The sequence below is a fragment of the Rahnella sikkimica genome (assembly GCF_002951615.1).
Classification (GTDB): Bacteria; Pseudomonadota; Gammaproteobacteria; order Enterobacterales; family Enterobacteriaceae; genus Rahnella; species Rahnella sikkimica.
In genome coordinates this window covers 3,631,680-3,650,628 of the sequence record NZ_CP019062.1, presented here as the reverse complement: position 1 = coordinate 3,650,628, position 18,949 = coordinate 3,631,680, and the positions used below count along the sequence as shown (strand labels likewise).

General features: G+C 51.5%; 18 protein-coding genes and 1 pseudogene. 18 read left to right on the top strand and 1 reads right to left on the bottom strand.

What is annotated here, in order from left to right:
* Positions 1-568: 568 nt before the first annotated feature.
* From atpI to phoU, 17 genes are all read left to right on the top strand, one after another.
* A complete protein-coding gene (gene atpI / locus BV494_RS16850; RefSeq protein WP_104923892.1) occupies positions 569-967 on the top strand; it encodes a F0F1 ATP synthase subunit I in 399 nt (132 codons plus the stop codon).
* Positions 968-989: 22 nt separating this feature from the next.
* Positions 990-1,772 (top strand): F0F1 ATP synthase subunit A, encoded by a 783-nt coding sequence (atpB, locus tag BV494_RS16845; RefSeq protein ID WP_104923891.1) that lies wholly within the window; start codon positions 990-992, stop codon positions 1,770-1,772.
* Between the two features lie 49 nt (positions 1,773-1,821).
* Positions 1,822-2,061 (top strand): F0F1 ATP synthase subunit C, encoded by a 240-nt coding sequence (atpE, locus tag BV494_RS16840; protein WP_004093904.1) that lies wholly within the window; start codon positions 1,822-1,824, stop codon positions 2,059-2,061.
* Between the two features lie 65 nt (positions 2,062-2,126).
* On the top strand, positions 2,127-2,597 hold the full coding sequence (gene atpF / locus BV494_RS16835) for a F0F1 ATP synthase subunit B (RefSeq protein ID WP_104923890.1): 471 nt from the start codon (positions 2,127-2,129) through the stop codon (positions 2,595-2,597).
* Positions 2,598-2,611: 14 nt separating this feature from the next.
* The gene (atpH, locus tag BV494_RS16830) at positions 2,612-3,145 is read left to right on the top strand and encodes a F0F1 ATP synthase subunit delta (RefSeq protein ID WP_104923889.1); all 534 of its coding nucleotides are present in this window, start codon (positions 2,612-2,614) and stop codon (positions 3,143-3,145) included.
* Positions 3,146-3,159: 14 nt separating this feature from the next.
* Complete coding sequence (gene atpA, locus BV494_RS16825; protein WP_104923888.1) at positions 3,160-4,701, top strand: F0F1 ATP synthase subunit alpha; 1,542 nt, start codon at positions 3,160-3,162, stop codon at positions 4,699-4,701.
* A gap of 79 nt (positions 4,702-4,780) precedes the next feature.
* On the top strand, positions 4,781-5,644 hold the full coding sequence (gene atpG, locus BV494_RS16820) for a F0F1 ATP synthase subunit gamma (protein ID WP_101077833.1): 864 nt from the start codon (positions 4,781-4,783) through the stop codon (positions 5,642-5,644).
* A 32-nt stretch (positions 5,645-5,676) separates the two neighbouring features.
* A complete protein-coding gene (gene atpD / locus BV494_RS16815) occupies positions 5,677-7,059 on the top strand; it encodes a F0F1 ATP synthase subunit beta (RefSeq protein WP_104923887.1) in 1,383 nt (460 codons plus the stop codon).
* 27 nt (positions 7,060-7,086) lie between these two features.
* Entirely contained in the window at positions 7,087-7,509 is a 423-nt protein-coding gene (locus BV494_RS16810; RefSeq protein ID WP_101077831.1) for a F0F1 ATP synthase subunit epsilon, read from the top strand.
* A gap of 271 nt (positions 7,510-7,780) precedes the next feature.
* Entirely contained in the window at positions 7,781-9,151 is a 1,371-nt protein-coding gene (gene glmU / locus BV494_RS16805; protein ID WP_104923886.1) for a bifunctional UDP-N-acetylglucosamine diphosphorylase/glucosamine-1-phosphate N-acetyltransferase GlmU, read from the top strand.
* Between the two features lie 225 nt (positions 9,152-9,376).
* The gene (gene glmS / locus BV494_RS16800; protein WP_104923885.1) at positions 9,377-11,206 is read left to right on the top strand and encodes a glutamine--fructose-6-phosphate transaminase (isomerizing); all 1,830 of its coding nucleotides are present in this window, start codon (positions 9,377-9,379) and stop codon (positions 11,204-11,206) included.
* A gap of 175 nt (positions 11,207-11,381) precedes the next feature.
* Positions 11,382-12,254, top strand: a complete 873-nt coding sequence (gene rluF / locus BV494_RS16795) for a 23S rRNA pseudouridine(2604) synthase RluF (protein ID WP_104923884.1) — start codon at positions 11,382-11,384, stop codon at positions 12,252-12,254.
* 217 nt (positions 12,255-12,471) lie between these two features.
* Positions 12,472-13,512, top strand: coding sequence for a phosphate ABC transporter substrate-binding protein PstS (pstS, locus tag BV494_RS16790; RefSeq protein WP_104923883.1), 1,041 nt, complete (start codon positions 12,472-12,474; stop codon positions 13,510-13,512).
* Between the two features lie 94 nt (positions 13,513-13,606).
* Complete coding sequence (pstC, locus tag BV494_RS16785; protein WP_104923882.1) at positions 13,607-14,563, top strand: phosphate ABC transporter permease PstC; 957 nt, start codon at positions 13,607-13,609, stop codon at positions 14,561-14,563.
* Position 14,564: 1 nt separating this feature from the next.
* Complete coding sequence (gene pstA / locus BV494_RS16780) at positions 14,565-15,452, top strand: phosphate ABC transporter permease PstA (RefSeq protein ID WP_104923881.1); 888 nt, start codon at positions 14,565-14,567, stop codon at positions 15,450-15,452.
* A gap of 101 nt (positions 15,453-15,553) precedes the next feature.
* Complete coding sequence (gene pstB / locus BV494_RS16775) at positions 15,554-16,321, top strand: phosphate ABC transporter ATP-binding protein PstB (protein ID WP_439958392.1); 768 nt, start codon at positions 15,554-15,556, stop codon at positions 16,319-16,321.
* Positions 16,322-16,331: 10 nt separating this feature from the next.
* Positions 16,332-17,063 (top strand): phosphate signaling complex protein PhoU, encoded by a 732-nt coding sequence (gene phoU / locus BV494_RS16770; protein ID WP_104923879.1) that lies wholly within the window; start codon positions 16,332-16,334, stop codon positions 17,061-17,063.
* An 80-nt stretch (positions 17,064-17,143) separates the two neighbouring features.
* Here phoU and BV494_RS16765 read toward each other — a convergent pair whose 3' ends face one another.
* A complete protein-coding gene (locus BV494_RS16765) occupies positions 17,144-17,794 on the bottom strand; it encodes a TetR/AcrR family transcriptional regulator (protein ID WP_104923878.1) in 651 nt (216 codons plus the stop codon).
* Between the two features lie 151 nt (positions 17,795-17,945).
* On the opposite strand from BV494_RS16765, the pseudogene BV494_RS16760 reads away from it, so the two are divergent.
* Positions 17,946-18,752 (top strand): annotated as a pseudogene (locus BV494_RS16760) (sugar phosphate isomerase/epimerase family protein); the annotation flags it as partial.
* Positions 18,753-18,949: the final 197 nt, after the last annotated feature.

The window sequence follows — 18,949 nt, the reverse complement described above, 5'->3', positions numbered from 1 at the left end:
GGCCTCTCAATTACTGCTTTTTTACACACTGATAGCATTTGAGTGATGTTTTTATTCTAATACGGCCTGTAATGGTCACTTTTGAAATTGATCAGTCAGCAACCTGCTGATATTCAAATTGTAATGAAAATGTTGATATTTGTTGGGTTGTTGTGTCAATTAATCGTGGCTAATTTTAAACAAGATTGATTATCAAACATAACTTTATTAACATTTTGATTTATATAGATTTTAAAAGGCCTGATTAGCTAAAGACATTTAAACAGCACAGGGTATATAAAGAGGTCTGCGTTAATTATGTGATCCAGTGCACGCTTCTTTGTCAGGTGATGAAATAACCGAAGCAAAGTAAAAAGGGCAAATTCAGCTATAGTTTGGTTGTCAAAATAGTCATGAAGCGGAAAATTTAAATAATTGTTCACCTTTTCGCTACTTATCCATTGAATTCGTTCCTGTGCACCGTATAATTTGCTCGGTTTTTGCTGCTTGACTCAAAACAGTAAAGGCAGTGATATACGGCATTCAGTATACCTCCAGCTAGGTACTTGATACGGAGAGAACAAACGTCATGTCTGTATCCGGTATTTTACACAGTGCCAATAGTGTGAAGGTTGCCAGAAAGCTGTTGATACTGCAGTTATTGACCTTTGTTCTGCTCAGTGCTGTGTTTGGCTTTAAAAGCCTGGAATGGACCACATCGGCCCTTATGGGTGGTTTGGCCGCCTGGGTGCCAAATGTGCTGTTTATGCTGTTTGCATGGCGCCATCAGGCGCAAACAACGGTCTCTGGACGGGTTGCCTGGTCCTTTGCTATCGGGGAAGCGCTGAAGGTTCTGGTGACGGTGATCTTAATGATTGTCGCACTCGGCCTGTTTAAGGCGGCTTTTGCCCCGTTGGGGTTGGCCTATTTATCGGTGTTGATGACTCAGATTTTGGCACCGGTCGTCATTAACAGTTACCGTACTTAACTACTAAAGGGTAAGAGGCATCATGTCTGCATCAGGAGAAATCTCTACTCCACAAGAGTATATCGGTCACCATCTGACTCAGCTTCAGATCGGGACGGGATTCTGGTCGATTAACATCGATTCGATGTTTTTCTCCGTGTTCCTCGGAGTACTCTTTCTGGTTATTTTCCATCGCGTAGCCAAAAACGCCACCAGCGGTGTACCGGGTAAATTGCAAACTGCAGTTGAACTGGTCGTTGGTTTCGTCGACAGCAGCGTGCGTGACATGTATCACGGCAAAAGCAAAGTGATTGCACCTCTCGCGCTGACCGTCTTCGTCTGGGTGTTTATGATGAACATGATGGATTTGCTGCCAATCGATTTGTTGCCGTACATCGGTGAACACATCTTTGGTCTGCCAGCGCTGCGTGTGGTCCCTACGGCTGACGTGAATATCACGTTGTCCATGGCACTTGGCGTATTCATTCTGATTCTTTTCTATAGCATTAAGATGAAAGGCTTTGGCGGTTTCATTAAAGAACTGACAATGCAGCCATTCAATCATCCGGTTTTCATTCCGATTAACCTGATTCTTGAAGGTGTCAGCCTGCTGTCTAAACCAGTTTCACTGGGTCTGCGACTGTTTGGCAATATGTATGCGGGTGAGTTGATCTTCATCCTTATTGCTGGCCTGTTGCCGTGGTGGTCACAGTGGATCCTGAATGTGCCTTGGGCCATTTTCCACATCCTGATCATTACGCTACAAGCCTTTATTTTCATGGTTCTGACGATTGTCTATCTCTCGATGGCATCTGAAAAACACTGATTTTCTTTCAACACTACTGCGTTTTAACTGAAACAAACTGGAGACTGTCATGGAAAACCTGAGTATGGATCTGCTGTACATGGCTGCCGCTGTGATGATGGGCCTGGCGGCAATCGGTGCTGCGATCGGTATCGGCATCTTGGGTGGTAAATTCTTGGAAGGTGCTGCACGTCAGCCTGACCTGATCCCTCTGTTGCGTACACAGTTCTTTATCGTTATGGGTCTGGTCGATGCAATCCCAATGATTGCGGTTGGTCTGGGTCTGTACGTGATGTTTGCTGTCGCCTAACTCTGAGTCCGCTCAGCGTTAAACGAACTACATCAAATATTTCACTTTGAAAGAGGCATTGTGCTGTGAATCTTAACGCAACAATCCTCGGCCAGGCTATCGCGTTTGTCCTGTTTGTCGTGTTCTGCATGAAGTACGTATGGCCGCCAATTATGGCTGCCATCGAAAAACGTCAGAAAGAGATTTCTGAAGGTTTATCTTCCGCAGAACGTGCAAAAAAAGAACTGGATTTAGCGCAAGCCGATGCGACCGACCAACTGAAGAAAGCCAAAGCTGAAGCTCAGGTAATCATCGACCAGGCGAACAAGCGTAAAGCACAGATCGTCGACGAAGCGAAGACCGAAGCCGAGCAGGAACGTAACAAGATCGTAGCGCAAGCTAAGGCAGAGATTGACGCCGAACGCCAACGTGCACGTGAAGAGTTGCGTAAACAGGTCGGGATTTTGGCCATTGCTGGCGCCGAGAAGATCATCGAACGTTCCGTGGATGAAGCTGCTAACAGCGACATCGTTGATAAACTGGTCGCTGAACTGTAAGGAGGGAGGGGCTGATGTCTGAATTTGTAACTGTAGCTCGCCCCTACGCCAAAGCAGCTTTTGACTTTGCCGTTGAGCACCAAAGCGTAGATCGCTGGCAGTCCATGTTAGCGTTCACGGCTGAAGTCACGCGTAATGAACAGATTGAAGAACTGCTTTCTGGTGCTAGCGCGCCAGAAACATTGTCTAAAACGTTTATTGCCGTATGTGGTGAACAACTCGACGACGCATGCCAGAACCTGATTAAGGTGATGGCTGAAAATGGACGTTTACGCGTTCTTCCGGAAGTGCTGGAGCAGTTTATTGAACTGCGCGCCTCTCTCGAGGCTGTTGCTGAAGTCGAAGTAACCTCAGCAAATCCACTGACGGAAGATCAGCAGGCAAAAATTGCTGCTGCGATGGAAAAACGTCTGTCTCGCAAAGTTAAGCTGAATTGCAAAATTGACAAGTCTGTTCTTGCCGGTGTCATTATCCGTGCAGGTGATATGGTGATTGATGGCAGCGTTCGCAGTCGTCTTGAACGCCTGGCAGACGTCTTGCAGTCTTAAGGGGACTGGAGCATATGCAACTGAATTCCACCGAAATCAGCGAACTGATAAAGCAGCGCATTGCTCAGTTCAATGTAGTGAGCGAAGCTCACAATGAAGGTACTATCGTTTCCGTCAGTGACGGGATCATCCGCGTGCACGGCTTAGCCGATGTCATGCAAGGCGAAATGATTGCGCTGCCGGGTAACCGCTACGCTATCGCCCTGAACCTGGAGCGTGACTCTGTAGGTGCCGTTGTAATGGGCCCTTACGCTGACCTCGCCGAAGGGATGAAAGTAAAATGTACTGGCCGTATCCTGGAAGTTCCCGTTGGCCGTGGCCTGCTGGGCCGCGTTGTTAACACCCTGGGTGCGCCAATTGACGGTAAAGGTCCGGTAGAGCACGACGGCTTCTCAGCCGTTGAAGCAATCGCACCTGGCGTTATCGAACGCCAATCCGTAGACCAGCCTGTGCAGACAGGTTATAAGTCCGTTGACGCCATGATCCCAATCGGTCGTGGTCAGCGTGAACTGGTCATCGGTGACCGTCAAACCGGTAAAACTGCTCTGGCCATTGATGCGATCATCAACCAGCGCGAATCCGGCATCAAATGTATCTATGTGGCTATCGGCCAGAAAGCGTCCACCATTTCTAACGTGGTTCGTAAACTGGAAGAGCACGGCGCACTGGAAAACACCATCGTTGTTGTTGCAACTGCATCAGAATCTGCTGCACTGCAATACCTGGCACCGTACTCCGGTTGCGCAATGGGTGAATACTTCCGTGACCGCGGTGAAGACGCACTGATCGTTTATGATGACCTGTCTAAACAGGCTGTTGCTTACCGTCAGATTTCCCTGCTGCTTCGTCGTCCACCAGGTCGTGAAGCTTACCCAGGCGACGTTTTCTATCTCCACTCCCGTCTGCTGGAACGTGCTGCGCGTGTAAACGCCGATTACGTTGAAGCATTCACTAAGGGTGAAGTGAAAGGCAAAACCGGTTCCCTGACTGCGCTTCCAATCATCGAAACGCAAGCGGGCGACGTTTCCGCGTTCGTTCCGACCAACGTAATCTCGATTACCGATGGTCAGATCTTCCTGGAATCAAACCTGTTCAACGCCGGTATTCGTCCTGCGGTTAACCCGGGTATTTCGGTATCCCGTGTTGGTGGTGCTGCTCAGACTAAGATCATGAAAAAACTGTCCGGTGGTATTCGTACCGCGCTGGCACAGTACCGTGAACTGGCTGCGTTCTCGCAGTTCGCCTCTGATCTGGATGAAGCAACCCGTAAACAGCTGAATCACGGTCAGAAAGTGACTGAGTTGCTGAAACAGAAACAATACGCTCCGATGTCTATCGTTGCGCAGTCTCTGATCATCTTCGCAGCAGAACGTGGTTACCTGGAAGACGTTGACTTGTCTAAAGTCGGTAGCTTTGAAGCGGCACTGTTGGCTTATGCTGACCGTGAACACGGCGAGCTTCTGCAGCAAATCAACCAAACTGGTGCGTATAACGATGAGATCGAGGGTAAATTCAAAAATATCCTTGATACCTTCAAAGCAACCCAGTCCTGGTAATACTAAACGGCCCTGCTGCCCTGCTGCCCTGCTTTTAGCAGATAAGCAGCAGGCCGTTTGGTCATGAGGAGAAGCAGAGATGGCCGGCGGAAAAGAGATACGTAGTAAGATCGGCAGCGTGCAAAACACGCAAAAGATCACTAAAGCGATGGAAATGGTCGCCGCCTCCAAAATGCGTAAAACGCAGGATCGCATGGCGGCCAGCCGTCCTTATGCAGAAACCATTCGTGAGGTGATTGGTCACCTCGCGCTCGGGAATCTGGAATACAAGCACCCTTACCTGGATGAGCGTGAAGTTAAACGCGTCGGGTATCTGGTGGTGTCTACCGACCGTGGTCTTTGTGGTGGTCTGAACATTAACCTGTTCAAAAAACTGCTGACAGAGATGAAAGACTGGTCCGCAAAAGGCGTTGAGGTTGACTTAGCCCTGATCGGTTCCAAAGCAGCGTCTTTCTTCGGTTCCGTGGGTGGCAACGTTGTTGCTCAGGTGACTGGCATGGGGGATAACCCTTCCCTGTCAGAACTGATCGGACCGGTGAAAGTGATGTTGCAGGCTTTCGACGAAGGTCGCTTAGACAAGTTATGTGTTGTTAGCAATAAATTCGTCAATACCATGTCTCAGGAACCCCGCATCGTACAGCTGTTGCCTTTGCCTCCGGCAGAAGATGGCGTACTGGCGAAGAAATCCTGGGATTACCTGTATGAGCCGGACCCTAAAGCACTGCTGGATACCCTCCTGCGTCGCTACGTGGAATCCCAGGTTTATCAGGGCGTCGTAGAAAACCTGGCCAGCGAACAGGCCGCGCGAATGGTAGCGATGAAAGCCGCAACCGATAACGGCGGCAGCCTGATCAAAGAGCTGCAGTTGGTATACAACAAAGCTCGTCAGGCCAGCATCACTCAGGAACTCACCGAGATCGTCGGGGGAGCCTCCGCGGTTTAAGCTAGGTTTACGAATTACGTAGAGGATTCAAGATGGCTACTGGAAAGATTATCCAGGTAATCGGCGCCGTGGTGGACGTCGAGTTCCCTCAGGATGCGGTACCGAACGTGTACCATGCTCTTGAGGTAGAAAACGGTACCTCCAAGCTGGTGCTGGAAGTTCAGCAACAGTTAGGCGGCGGCGTTGTTCGTTGTATCGCAATGGGTACCTCAGACGGCCTGCGTCGCGGTCTGAAAGTGAACAACCTGCAACACCCAATCGAAGTTCCAGTGGGTGTGGCAACTCTGGGTCGTATCATGAACGTATTGGGTGAACCAATCGACATGAAAGGTGAAATCGGCGAAGAAGAACGTCGTGCAATTCACCGTCCGGCACCTTCTTATGAAGAGCTGGCGAACTCCCAGGAATTGCTGGAAACCGGTATCAAAGTTATGGACCTGATGTGCCCGTTCGCTAAGGGCGGTAAAGTCGGTCTGTTCGGTGGTGCGGGTGTGGGTAAAACTGTAAACATGATGGAGCTGATCCGTAACATCGCGATCGAGCACTCCGGTTATTCCGTGTTTGCAGGCGTGGGTGAACGTACTCGTGAGGGTAACGACTTCTACCACGAAATGACCGAATCCAACGTTATCGACAAAGTTTCCCTGGTCTATGGTCAGATGAATGAGCCACCAGGTAACCGTCTGCGCGTTGCACTGACCGGCCTGACCATGGCGGAGAAATTCCGTGATGAAGGTCGTGACGTACTGCTGTTCGTTGACAACATTTACCGTTACACCCTGGCCGGTACCGAAGTGTCTGCACTTCTGGGCCGTATGCCATCGGCGGTAGGTTATCAGCCAACGCTGGCGGAAGAGATGGGCGCTCTGCAAGAACGTATCACCTCGACCAAAAGTGGTTCTATCACCTCCGTACAGGCCGTTTACGTCCCTGCGGATGACTTGACTGACCCATCCCCAGCCACCACCTTTGCTCACTTAGATGCAACTGTGGTACTGAGCCGTCAGATCGCGTCACTGGGTATCTACCCGGCGGTTGACCCACTGGACTCCACCAGCCGTCAGCTGGATCCACTGGTTGTTGGTCAGGAACACTATGATGTGGCTCGTGGCGTGCAGTCTATTCTGCAACGTTACAAGGAACTGAAAGATATCATCGCGATCCTGGGTATGGATGAGTTGTCAGAAGATGACAAACTGGCCGTATCCCGTGCGCGTAAGATCGAACGCTTCCTGTCCCAGCCATTCTTCGTGGCCGAAGTCTTTACCGGTTCTCCGGGCAAGTTCGTATCGCTGAAAGATACCATTCGTGGTTTCAAAGGCATTATGGACGGCGACTACGATCACCTGCCAGAGCAAGCGTTCTACATGGTTGGCACCATTGAAGAAGCAGTGGAAAAAGCCAAGAAACTGTAACGCTAGTTTGTTGTGAGAGAGGATGACATGGCTGAAAAAGCTTACCATCTGGATGTTGTCAGTGCGGAAAAACGTATGTTTGCCGGCATGGTACAGAAAATCCAGGTGACGGGTAGCGAAGGCGAACTGGGTATTTTCCCGGGGCATGCTCCGCTGCTCACCGCCATCAAGCCTGGCATGGTGCGCATTGTTAAAGAACACGGTGAAGAAGAGTATATCTATCTTTCCGGTGGCATCCTTGAGGTGCAGCCGAATGCAACGACCGTGTTGGCTGATACTGCAATCCGTGGGCAAGACCTCGACGAAGCGCGCGCGCTTGAAGCTAAGCGCAAAGCGGAAGAACACATTAGTGGTTCTCACGGCGACGTTGATTACGCTCAGGCGTCAGCGGAACTGGCTAAGGCGATCGCGAAACTTCGCGTTATCGAACTGACCAGAAAAGCGATGTAACAACATCAGTGAGAAAAGCGACCTTCGGGTCGCTTTTTTTTTACCTTTAAAAAAGGGTATTTTCAGCATTTTCCCGAAGGCTAATTTGGGTTTTTGGTGGAATACTTGCGTGATTAATGGACATATTACCCTCAGGTTTTTTGTTATAGTCTATATCGTGTCCAACCCTTGCAGGCTGCGGCTTACAGGCGGTTTTTGACGCGAAATATGTAGTAATTCGTTCATATAACGGGTTACTTTTGTCACTCAAATTGGATTTGTCAGGTCATCTATGTCAAACAGCGCACTGAGTGTGGTGATCCTTGCCGCGGGCAAGGGAACACGCATGTATTCCAACCTTCCTAAAGTTCTTCATACCTTGGCGGGCAAGCCAATGGTTCAACACGTCATCGATGCGGCCACGCAAGTGGGTGCCAGAAACGTGCATCTGGTCTACGGCCACGGTGGCGATTTACTGAAGAAAACGTTGGCTGGCAGTGAACTGAACTGGGTATTGCAGGCTGAACAGCTGGGTACCGGGCACGCGATGCAACAGGCTGCGCCTTTCTTTGCAGATGACGAAGATGTCCTGATGCTTTACGGCGATGTCCCGCTGATTTCAGTCGAGACGCTGGATAAGTTGCTGAAAGCCAAGCCTGAAGGCGGTATCGGTTTGCTCACCGTCGTGCTGGATAATCCAACCGGTTATGGCCGAATCGTGCGCGAAAACGGTATTGTGACCGGCATCGTTGAGCAGAAAGACGCGAATGCCGAGCAGCTGAAAATCCAGGAAATTAACACCGGTATTCTGGTGGCCAACGGCGCATCGTTCAAACGCTGGCTCGGTCAGCTGAACAACAATAACGCGCAGGGCGAGTATTACATTACCGATATCATTGCGATGGCGCATGCGGAAGGTAATCTGATCGCCACCGTACATCCGGCGCGTGAAAGTGAAGTCGATGGCGTGAATAACCGCCTGCAACTTTCCCGCCTTGAGCGCGTATATCAGACCGAACAGGCCGAACGCCTGCTTCTGGAAGGCGTGATGCTGATGGATCCGGCGCGTTTCGATCTCCGGGGTGAGCTGTCTCACGGGATTGATGTAGTGATCGACACCAACGTCATTATCGAAGGCCACGTAAAACTGGGCGACCGCGTAAAAATCGGCGCGGGCTGCGTGCTGAAAAACTGCGTGATTGGCGATGACTGTGACGTCAGCCCTTACAGCGTATTCGAAGATGCCGTGCTGGAAAGCGGTTGTACCGTTGGGCCTTTCGCACGTCTGCGTCCGGGTGCCGAACTGGCCGAAGGCGCGCATGTGGGTAACTTCGTCGAAATCAAAAAAGCGCGTCTGGGGAAAGGTTCGAAAGCGGGCCATCTTTCCTATCTGGGTGACGCTGAAATTGGCGACAACGTAAATATCGGCGCGGGGACTATCACCTGCAACTACGACGGCGTGAACAAAAGCAAAACGATTATCGGCAACGATGTCTTTGTCGGGTCTGATACCCAGCTGATTGCGCCGGTCACTGTAGGCAATAATGTCACCATCGCGGCCGGCACAACCGTAACGCGCGATGTGCCGGATAACGGTTTACTGCTGAGTCGTGTTCCTCAGGTGCATAAGCCGGACTGGCAGAAACCTGTGAAGAAAAAATAAGCTAATCTGAAGCTGAGTGCGTCAGGCGCAGAAATTTGCGCCTGATTTCTTTCTGTCGCGTTGTGTTTTGGTCTGCGTTTTTATCCGAATGCAGACCAAAACATAATAATCCCCAACTTCTACAAGGCTCGGGGAACCGCACGTACACCGGAAAACGGGGCGTGTGGATAAATCAGGTCAGGCATCAAAAAAGGTCCCGAAAGACCTTCAATAGGAATAAAACTGATGTGTGGAATTGTAGGCGCGGTAGCGCAACGCGATATTGCTGAAATTCTGTTAGAAGGTTTACGCCGTCTGGAATACCGCGGTTATGACTCAGCGGGTCTGGCTGTGATTGATGCGGACGGAAAAATGGGACGCCTGCGTCGTCTGGGCAAAGTCCAGATGCTGGCAGATGCGCTGGATGAACATCCTTTGCACGGCGGTACCGGTATTGCCCATACCCGCTGGGCAACGCACGGTGAACCTTCCGAAGCGAACGCGCACCCGCATGTGTCTGATTATATTGCGGTGGTGCACAACGGCATTATCGAAAACCACGAACCTCTGCGTGAATTACTGATTGAACGCGGTTACCGTTTTGATTCCGAAACGGATACCGAAGTGATCGCGCATCTGGTGCATTGGGAACAACTTCAGGGCGGTACGTTGCTGGAAGTCGTTCAGCGCGTGATCCCTCAGCTGCGTGGCGCTTACGGCACCGTAGTGATGGACAGACGTGATCCGTCCGTTCTGGTCGCCGCCCGTTCCGGCAGCCCGCTGGTGATTGGTCGTGGCGTGGGTGAAAACTTCATTGCTTCCGACCAGCTGGCGCTGTTGCCTGTCACCCGCCGCTTCCTGTTCCTGGAAGAAGGCGATGTGGCCGAAGTTAAGCGCCGTTCCGTCAGCGTGTATGACAAAAAAGGTCATGCCGTTGAACGCGAAGAAATCGAATCAAAAGTGCAGTACGACGCCGGTGATAAAGGTGCTTACCGCCACTACATGCAGAAAGAAATCTACGAACAGCCGCTGGCGATTAAAAACACGCTGGAAGGGCGTTTCAGTCACGGTGAAGTGAATCTGAGCGAACTGGGCGAAAAGGCGGATGAGATCCTGTCCCGCGTTCAGCATGTGCAGATCATCGCCTGCGGTACGTCATACAACTCCGGTATGGTATCGCGTTACTGGTTCGAATCGCTGGCTGGTATGCCGTGTGATGTCGAGATTGCCTCTGAATTCCGCTATCGCAAATCTGCCGTGCGTCCAGGCAGCCTGATCATTACCTTGTCTCAGTCAGGAGAAACCGCCGATACGCTGGCCGCGCTGCGCCTGTCCAAAGAGCTGGGTTATCTCGGTTCTCTGGCGGTGTGTAACGTTGCCGGTTCTTCGCTGGTGCGTGAATCCGATATGGCGCTGATGACCAAAGCGGGTACGGAAATTGGCGTGGCGTCGACTAAAGCGTTTACCACACAGTTGACCGTTCTGCTGATGCTGGTGGCGCGTATGGGCCGTCTGAAAGGCATGGCTCCGCAGGTTGAGCACGACATTGTTCACGCATTACAGGCGCTGCCTGCGCGTATCGAGCAGATGCTGTCGCTGGATAAAACCATCGAGTCTCTGGCGGAGGGTTTCTCGGACAAACATCATGCGCTGTTCCTCGGTCGTGGCGATCAGTACCCGATTGCCATGGAAGGTGCGCTGAAGCTGAAAGAGATTTCGTATATTCATGCGGAAGCGTATGCGGCAGGCGAGCTGAAACACGGCCCGCTGGCGCTGATTGACGCCGATATGCCGGTGATCGTCGTCGCGCCTAACAACGAACTGCTGGAAAAACTGAAATCCAATATCGAAGAAGTGCGCGCCCGCGGTGGTCTGCTGTATGTCTTCGCCGATCAGGATGCCGGTTTCACCGACAGCGACGGTATGAAGATCATTCAGTTACCGCACGTCGAAGAAATCGTCGCACCGATTTTCTACACGGTTCCGTTACAGCTGCTGTCTTACTATGTCGCGCTGATTAAAGGCACTGACGTAGACCAGCCACGTAATCTGGCCAAATCAGTCACAGTAGAATAAGCCACGCTGGTTTTGATACTGACTTTTAAGCGCCCATTTCGGGCGCTTTTTTATTTCCCAACGGCGACCTGCGGGTTTTCTCTTTCCCCGCCGCTGTCACGATTCTCTTCTCTCAGGCTTCGTTACCCGTCACGCATAAGGTATAGTCCGCCTTTTTACGAAGGTGCCTTGCTGAATGCTGTCCAACCCCTCCATTCGTCTCAACAAATACATCAGTGAGAGCGGGATCTGCTCTCGCCGCGATGCCGATCGTTACGTAGAACAAGGAAATGTTTTTATTAATGGCAGACGCGCCTCCGTGGGCGCACAGGTATTTGCCGGGGATGTGGTGAAAGTTAACGGCCAGCTGATTGAACCGCGTGATGAAGAGGATGTCGTGCTCATCGCGCTTAATAAGCCCGTGGGCATCATCACCACCATGGAAGACGGTGAACGGGACAACATCAGTGATTTCGTTAATCACAGCAAACGCGTTTTTCCAATAGGGCGTCTGGATAAAGATTCTCAGGGGCTGATTTTACTGACCAACCACGGTGATCTGGTCAATAAAATCCTGCGTGCCGGTAACGATCACGAAAAAGAATACGTTGTGACCGTCAATAAACCGGTGACGGATGAATTTATTACCGGCCTGGGCGCGGGTGTGCCAATGCTGGGAACGGTGACCAAAAAATGCAAAGTGATAAAAGAAGCACCCTTTGTGTTTCGTATCACGCTGGTTCAGGGGCTTAACCGTCAGATTCGCCGTATGTGTAAGCATTTTGGCTTTGAAGTCACAAAGCTTGAGCGCGTGCGGATTATGAACATCAACCTGAAAGGCCTGCCTTTGGGTGAATGGCGTGATTTGACGGACGTTGAGATGACCGAATTGTTAAGACTGACTGAAAACTCGACCTCTGAAGAAAAACCGGTCAAAAAAGCGCAGGCTAAACCTGCTCAGGTGAAAAAACCGGTTGTCACAAAACCGAAGAATACTGATAAACCCGACGGAAACTCAGCATCCCGTATGCGTTTTGCACAGCCCGGACGTAAAAAGAAAGGGCGTTAAGTCAGAATGTTTTTCCGCTGATACCGGCCTTCGCGCCGGTTTTTAATTGTTCGATCCCCGTCAGTTTGCCCATCTTGCCCAAATTGTGACCGGTGTCATAAAACTGTCACATAACGTACATTTTACTGTCACCAAACTGTCCTATTTTCCTCCTGTGCCAAACACTTTAATTAACGTCGACATCAGTCGGGAAGTTTAAAACCACCAGGAGTGGAACATGAAATTGATGCGTAACACCGTCGCCGGTCTTGTAGCAGCGACTTTCTCCCTCACAGCAATGTCTGCTTTCGCTGCCACTAACCTGACTGGCGCTGGCGGTACCTTCCCCGCACCTGTCTACGCTAAGTGGGCGGACGCGTATCAGAAAGCAACCGGTACTCAGGTTAACTATCAGGGCATCGGTTCTTCCGGCGGCGTGAAACAAATCATCGCCAAGACCGTTGATTTCGGTGCATCTGATGCGCCGATGAAAGAAGAAGATCTGAACAAAAACGGCCTGTTCCAGTTCCCTACCGTCATCGGTGGCGTGGTACTGGCTGTTAACATCCCTGGTATTAAATCAGGTCAGCTGACGCTGGACGGCGCAACGCTGGGTGATATCTACCTGGGCAAAATCAAAAAGTGGAACGACGCGGCGATCACTAAGCTGAACCCGGGCGTGAAACTGCCAGATACCAATATCGCGGTTGTTCGTCGTGCAGACGGCTCCGGGACTTCTTTCGTGTTCACCAGCTATCTGGCTAAAGTGAACAACGAGTGGAAAGAAAAAATCGGTTCAGGCTCTACCGTTAACTGGCCTACCGGTCTGGGCGGTAAAGGTAACGACGGCGTGGCCGCATTTGTACAGCGTCTGCCAGGCTCAATCGGTTACGTAGAATATGCTTACGCGAAACAAAACAACCTGGCTTACACCAAACTGGTTGATGCGGATGGTAAGGCCATCAGCCCGACTGAAGAATCCTTCAGTGCAGCGGCTAAAGGCGCTGACTGGAGCAAAACCTTCGCTCAGGATCTGACTTATCAGAAAGGCACCAACGCGTGGCCAATCAGCTCCACCACCTTCATCCTGATTTACAAAGATCAGCAGGATGCAGCGAAAGGCGCAGAAGTGTTGAAGTTCTTCGACTGGGCTTACAAAAACGGCAACAAACTGACGACTGACCTGGATTACGCAACACTGCCACCTTCAGTGGTTGAGCAGGTTCGCGCTGCCTGGAAAGCAAATATCAAAGATAGCAGCGGCAAAGCACTTTACTAGGATCTGGCGTCTCGTCTGATATAGAGTACAAGTCTTCTGCTTCATTCCCTCTCCGGCCGGGGAGGGAATTAAATCTGAATTAAAAGAGAGTGGTATGGCTGAATACAAACCGGCTATCAAGGCACCAAGCAAAAACGGTGACATCATTTTCGGCGCGCTGGTCAAACTGGCTGCGCTGATCGTGTTATTAATGCTGGGCGGCATCATCGTCTCGCTGTTTATTGCTTCACTGCCGAGCATTGAAAAGTTCGGATTATCCTTCCTGTGGAATAAAACCTGGGATGCTCCTAATCAGGAGTTCGGCGCACTGGTGCCTATTTACGGCACGGTCGTGACCTCAATTATCGCCTTACTGATTGCCGTACCCGTCAGTTTTGGTATCGCATTATTCCTCACCGAGCTGGCACCTAACTGGATGAAACGTCCGCTGGGTATTGCCATCGAACTGCTGGCGGCGATCCCCAGTATTGTTTATGGCATGTGGGGTTTATTCGTTTTCGCGCCCTTGTTTGCGAAGTATTTCCAGACGCCGGTCGGTGATGTGCTTTCCGGTATCCCGATTGTGGGCGCGCTTTTCGCCGGCCCGGGATTTGGTATCGGTATTTTGGCGGCAGGTGTCATTCTGGCCATCATGATCATTCCGTATATTGCCTCCGTCATGCGTGACGTGTTCGAGCAAACGCCGGTGATGATGAAAGAGTCGGCCTACGGAATCGGTTGTACGACCTGGGAAGTCATCTGGCGCATCGTGCTGCCGTTCACCAAAAATGGTGTCATCGGCGGTGTTATGCTCGGTCTGGGCCGCGCGCTGGGGGAAACCATGGCGGTGACCTTCATTATCGGTAACACCTACCAGCTCGACAGCGTTTCGCTATACGCGCCCGGCAACAGCATTACCTCGGCGCTGGCGAATGAATTCGCCGAAGCCGAAGCGGGTCTGCACACCTCCGCGCTGATGGAACTGGGGCTTATCCTGTTTGTTATCACCTTTATTGTTCTGGCGCTGTCGAAAGTCATGATCCTGCGTCTGGCTAAGAAAGAGGGCCGTTAAGATGACGACACTCGAAATGCAAAGTAACGCAGCCTTACTGGAATCTCGCCGCAAACGTCAGGCATGGCGTCGCCAGAAGAACCGTCTGGCGCTGATGGTCTCCATGCTGACCATGCTTTTCGGTCTGTTCTGGCTGGTCTGGATCCTGTTCACGACCATCGTGAAAGGCGTGGACGGCATGTCGCTGGCGCTGTTTACCCAAAACACGCCGCCGCCGAATACGGCCGGCGGGGGTCTGGCGAACGCCATAGCGGGCAGCGGATTACTGATTTTATGGGCGACGGTCATCGGTACGCCGCTGGGCGTGATGGCGGGGATTTATCTGGCAGAATATGGCCGTAAATCCTGGCTGGCGGAATTCATTCGTTTCATCAACGACATTCTGCTTTCTGCCCCTTCCATTGTGGTCGGCCTGTTTGTTTACACCATTATGGTGGCGAAAATGGGGCACTTCTCTGGCTGGGCGGGCGTGCTAGCGCTGGCGCTGCTGCAAATCCCGATTGTTATCCGTACCACGGAAAACATGCTGAAACTGGTGCCGGACAGCCTGCGTGAAGCGGCTTATGCGCTGGGGACGCCGAAATGGAAAATGATTTCGGCAATCACCCTGAAAGCCTCTGTTTCCGGCATTATCACCGGTATTTTGCTGGCTATCGCCCGTATCGCCGGTGAAACCGCACCGCTGCTGTTTACGTCGCTCTCCAACCAGTTCTGGAGCACCGACATGATGCAGCCAATCGCCAACCTGCCGGTCACCATCTTTAAGTTTGCGATGAGCCCGTTTGGCGAATGGCAACAACTGGCCTGGGCGGGCGTACTGCTGATTACAGTGTGTGTGCTGTTGCTGAACATTCTGGCGCGTGTGATTTTCGCCACGAAGAAGCAGTAAGCTAATTCATTACTGATGGCAGAGGTTTGCTAACTCTGCCGTCACTGTTTACCCGGCGTCGCACAGCGGCGCGCGCAAAAGAGAGATGTCTTATGAGTCGAATGACTGACGCATCCAACACCAAGATTCAGGTTCGTGATCTGAATTTTTATTACGGCAAATTCCACGCGCTGAAAAATATTTCCCTGGATATCGCTAAGAACGAAGTCACGGCATTCATCGGCCCGTCAGGTTGTGGTAAATCCACGCTGCTGCGTACGTTTAACAAAATGTACCAGCTTTATCCGGAGCAGAATGCGGAAGGTGAAATTCTGCTCGATGGCGAAAATATTCTGGTCGATAAACAGGATATCGCGCTGTTGCGTGCCAAAGTCGGCATGGTCTTCCAGAAACCGACGCCGTTCCCGATGTCGATTTACGACAACATCGCATTCGGTGTCCGTCTGTTTGAAAAACTTTCCCGTACGGACATGGATGAGCGCGTGCAATGGGCGCTGACCAAAGCCGCATTGTGGAATGAATCCAAAGACAAGCTACACCAGAGCGGTTACAGCTTGTCCGGCGGCCAGCAACAGCGTCTGTGCATTGCGCGCGGCATTGCGATCCGTCCTGATGTTCTTCTGCTTGATGAACCGTGTTCGGCGCTGGACCCAATTTCAACAGGCCGTATCGAAGAGCTGATCACCGAGCTAAAATCTGATTACACCGTGGTGATCGTGACCCACAACATGCAGCAGGCTGCGCGTTGTTCAGACCGCACTGCGTTTATGTATTTGGGTGAGCTGATCGAATACAGTGATACTGACTCGCTGTTTACTTCGCCAGCGCGCAAACAGACTGAAGATTACATTACTGGCCGCTACGGTTGAGGTAAGAACGATGGACAACCTGAACTTAAACAAACACATTTCCGGCCAGTTTAACGCCGAGTTAGAACACATCCGTACGCAGGTTCTGGCGATGGGTGGGCTGGTTGAACAGCAACTGACTGATGCGATCACCGCGATGCACAATCAGGATGCCGAGCTTGCGCAGCGCGTCATCAAAGGTGATGACAAAGTTAACCTGATGGAAGTGGCGATCGACGAAGCCTGCGTGCGCATTATTGCCAAGCGCCAGCCGACCGCCAGCGATCTGCGTTTAGTGATGGCGATTATCAAAACCATTTCTGAGCTGGAACGTATCGGCGATGTGGCGGATAAGATTTGCCGTACTGCACTCGAGAAATTCTCGCATCTGCATCAGCCGCTGCTGGTCAGCCTGGAATCTCTGGGCCGCCACACGGTAGAAATGCTGCATGACGTACTCGACGCGTTTGCGCGTATGGATCTTGACGAAGCGGTGCGTATTTACCGTGAAGACAAGAAAGTGGATCAGGAATACGAAGGCATTGTGCGTCAGCTCATGACCTACATGATGGAAGATCCGCGTACCATTCCAAGCGTGCTGACTGCGTTGTTCTGTGCCCGTTCCATTGAGCGTATCGGCGACCGTTGTCAGAATATTTGTGAATTCATCTTCTACTTCGTGAAAGGGCAGGATTTCCGTCACGTTGGCGGCGATGCGCTGGACAAATTGCTGACTGACGGCAAAGACACGGCGAAAGAATGATCGGTCGCGGATACTCTTCATAAAAGCGATTCGTCATAAAAAAGGCCTCTTCCGAGGCCTTTTTGCTGTCCGCTGACGCGTTATTTCATCACATAGCGCAGCGCCACCACCACCGCCAGTTGGCGATAATGCGCAACCTGCAAATCCACTTCGTCAGGGTTTTCGAACAGCGCGCCGAACGTGTACTGGTTCGCAACCTGATGCACACACAGACTGCTGATCAACCGGTGAACATCGCGCGCCTGCGAATCTTCTTTGAACAGATGGCTCTGTTTTCCGCGTTCGAGAATATCTTCCAGCAGCGTTAACGCCGTTTTGTTGATCTCGCGGATGCTGGTGGACTGACGGATAAACCGGCCACGCAGCATGTTTTCGGTCGATACGATACGGATAAATTCCGGGTGCGAAACGTGAAAATCAAAGCTGGCTTCCACCAGTTTGACGATCGCTTCCGCCGGGGGAAATGACGATAAATCCAGATCCAATTCGTGCTGGCGGATGCCGCGATAAACGTGTTCCAGCACCAGCAAGTACAGGGCTTCTTTGGTCTTATAGTGATAGACCACCATACGTTTTGTGGTGCTGGCGTTTGAGGCGATATTCTCCATACGCGCGCCCATCAGGCCGGATTCAGCGAATTCAGCCAGAGCACTGTCGAAAATGCGCTGTTTAAGTCCTATCGGATCATTTTTACGTCCCGGCGCCGGGGAACTTTGGCTGCTCAGCGTCATATCCTCATTAATAACCCAATCTCGCCACAGAGATTAACCATTGATTAGCCCAGTTACAATCTGTGCGTTCACACAAGCCGCCAACACTTGACGAATGCGGCATGAAGGTCCACTACTGTAAGTCTCGAAGCCTGACAAAAAGGACGATATTTTGCCTGCTACCACCCGGTTACGTTCTATTGCGACAGTTTCAGTACCAGGAACTCTGCCCGAAAAACTCACGGCTATCGCGGCGGCGGGGTTTGATGGTGTGGAGATTTTTGAAGATGATTTACTCAAATGCCCGCTAAAACCGATTGCCATCCGGAATCTGGCGGATTCGCTCGGATTACGGATTTTCCTGCTGCAACCTTTCCGCGACTTTGAAGGCGTTCAGCCGGAAAAGCGTCATGAGAAGTTTGCCAGCGCGCGCCGGCAGTTTGATCTGATGAATGAACTGGGCTGCGACCGTTTGCTGGTGTGCAGCAATACCGACCCCGAAAGTTCGGCGGAGCGCGATGTTCAGATTGCCGACCTCGCCGCACTGGCGGAAATGGCGCAGTCTCATGACATCCATATTGGCTTTGAGGCGCTGGCGTGGGGGAAACACATTAACCGCTACCGCCAGGCGTGGGATCGCGTGCGTGAAGTGAATAACCCGGCGCTGGGGATTGTGCTCGACAGCTTCCATATTCTCGCCGTGGGCGACAATCTCGACCGTCTTGACGAAGTCCCGCTGGGGAAAATCAGTTTCCTGCAACTGGCCGATGCGCCGTTCAAAGACATGAATGTGCAGCAGTGGAGCCGCAGTTACCGGTGTTATCCCGGTCAGGGCGATTTACCGTTGGTGGATTTCGTCAGCACGCTGAACCGGAAAGGCTTCACCGGTCCGTGGTCGCTGGAAATTTTCAACGATAAAACCCTGCCGCTCGCAGAGGGCCTGAGTTCTTTGGCGGAACTTGAGCGACGCATGCAGGCTTACGACAAATCCCTTAACGCGTAATCTGATAACCCTTTTCACGCCAGAGCGCAGGTGACTCGCCCATGCCGTGGAAAGGGGGCGACAGCGGATAAGACCGGAATATAAAAAGGCACATTTAACCGCTGACATACTTCCTCCGCGAGAGAATTTATCTATTCGCGTGGTTTATGACATTGTACCGAACGATAGATTTA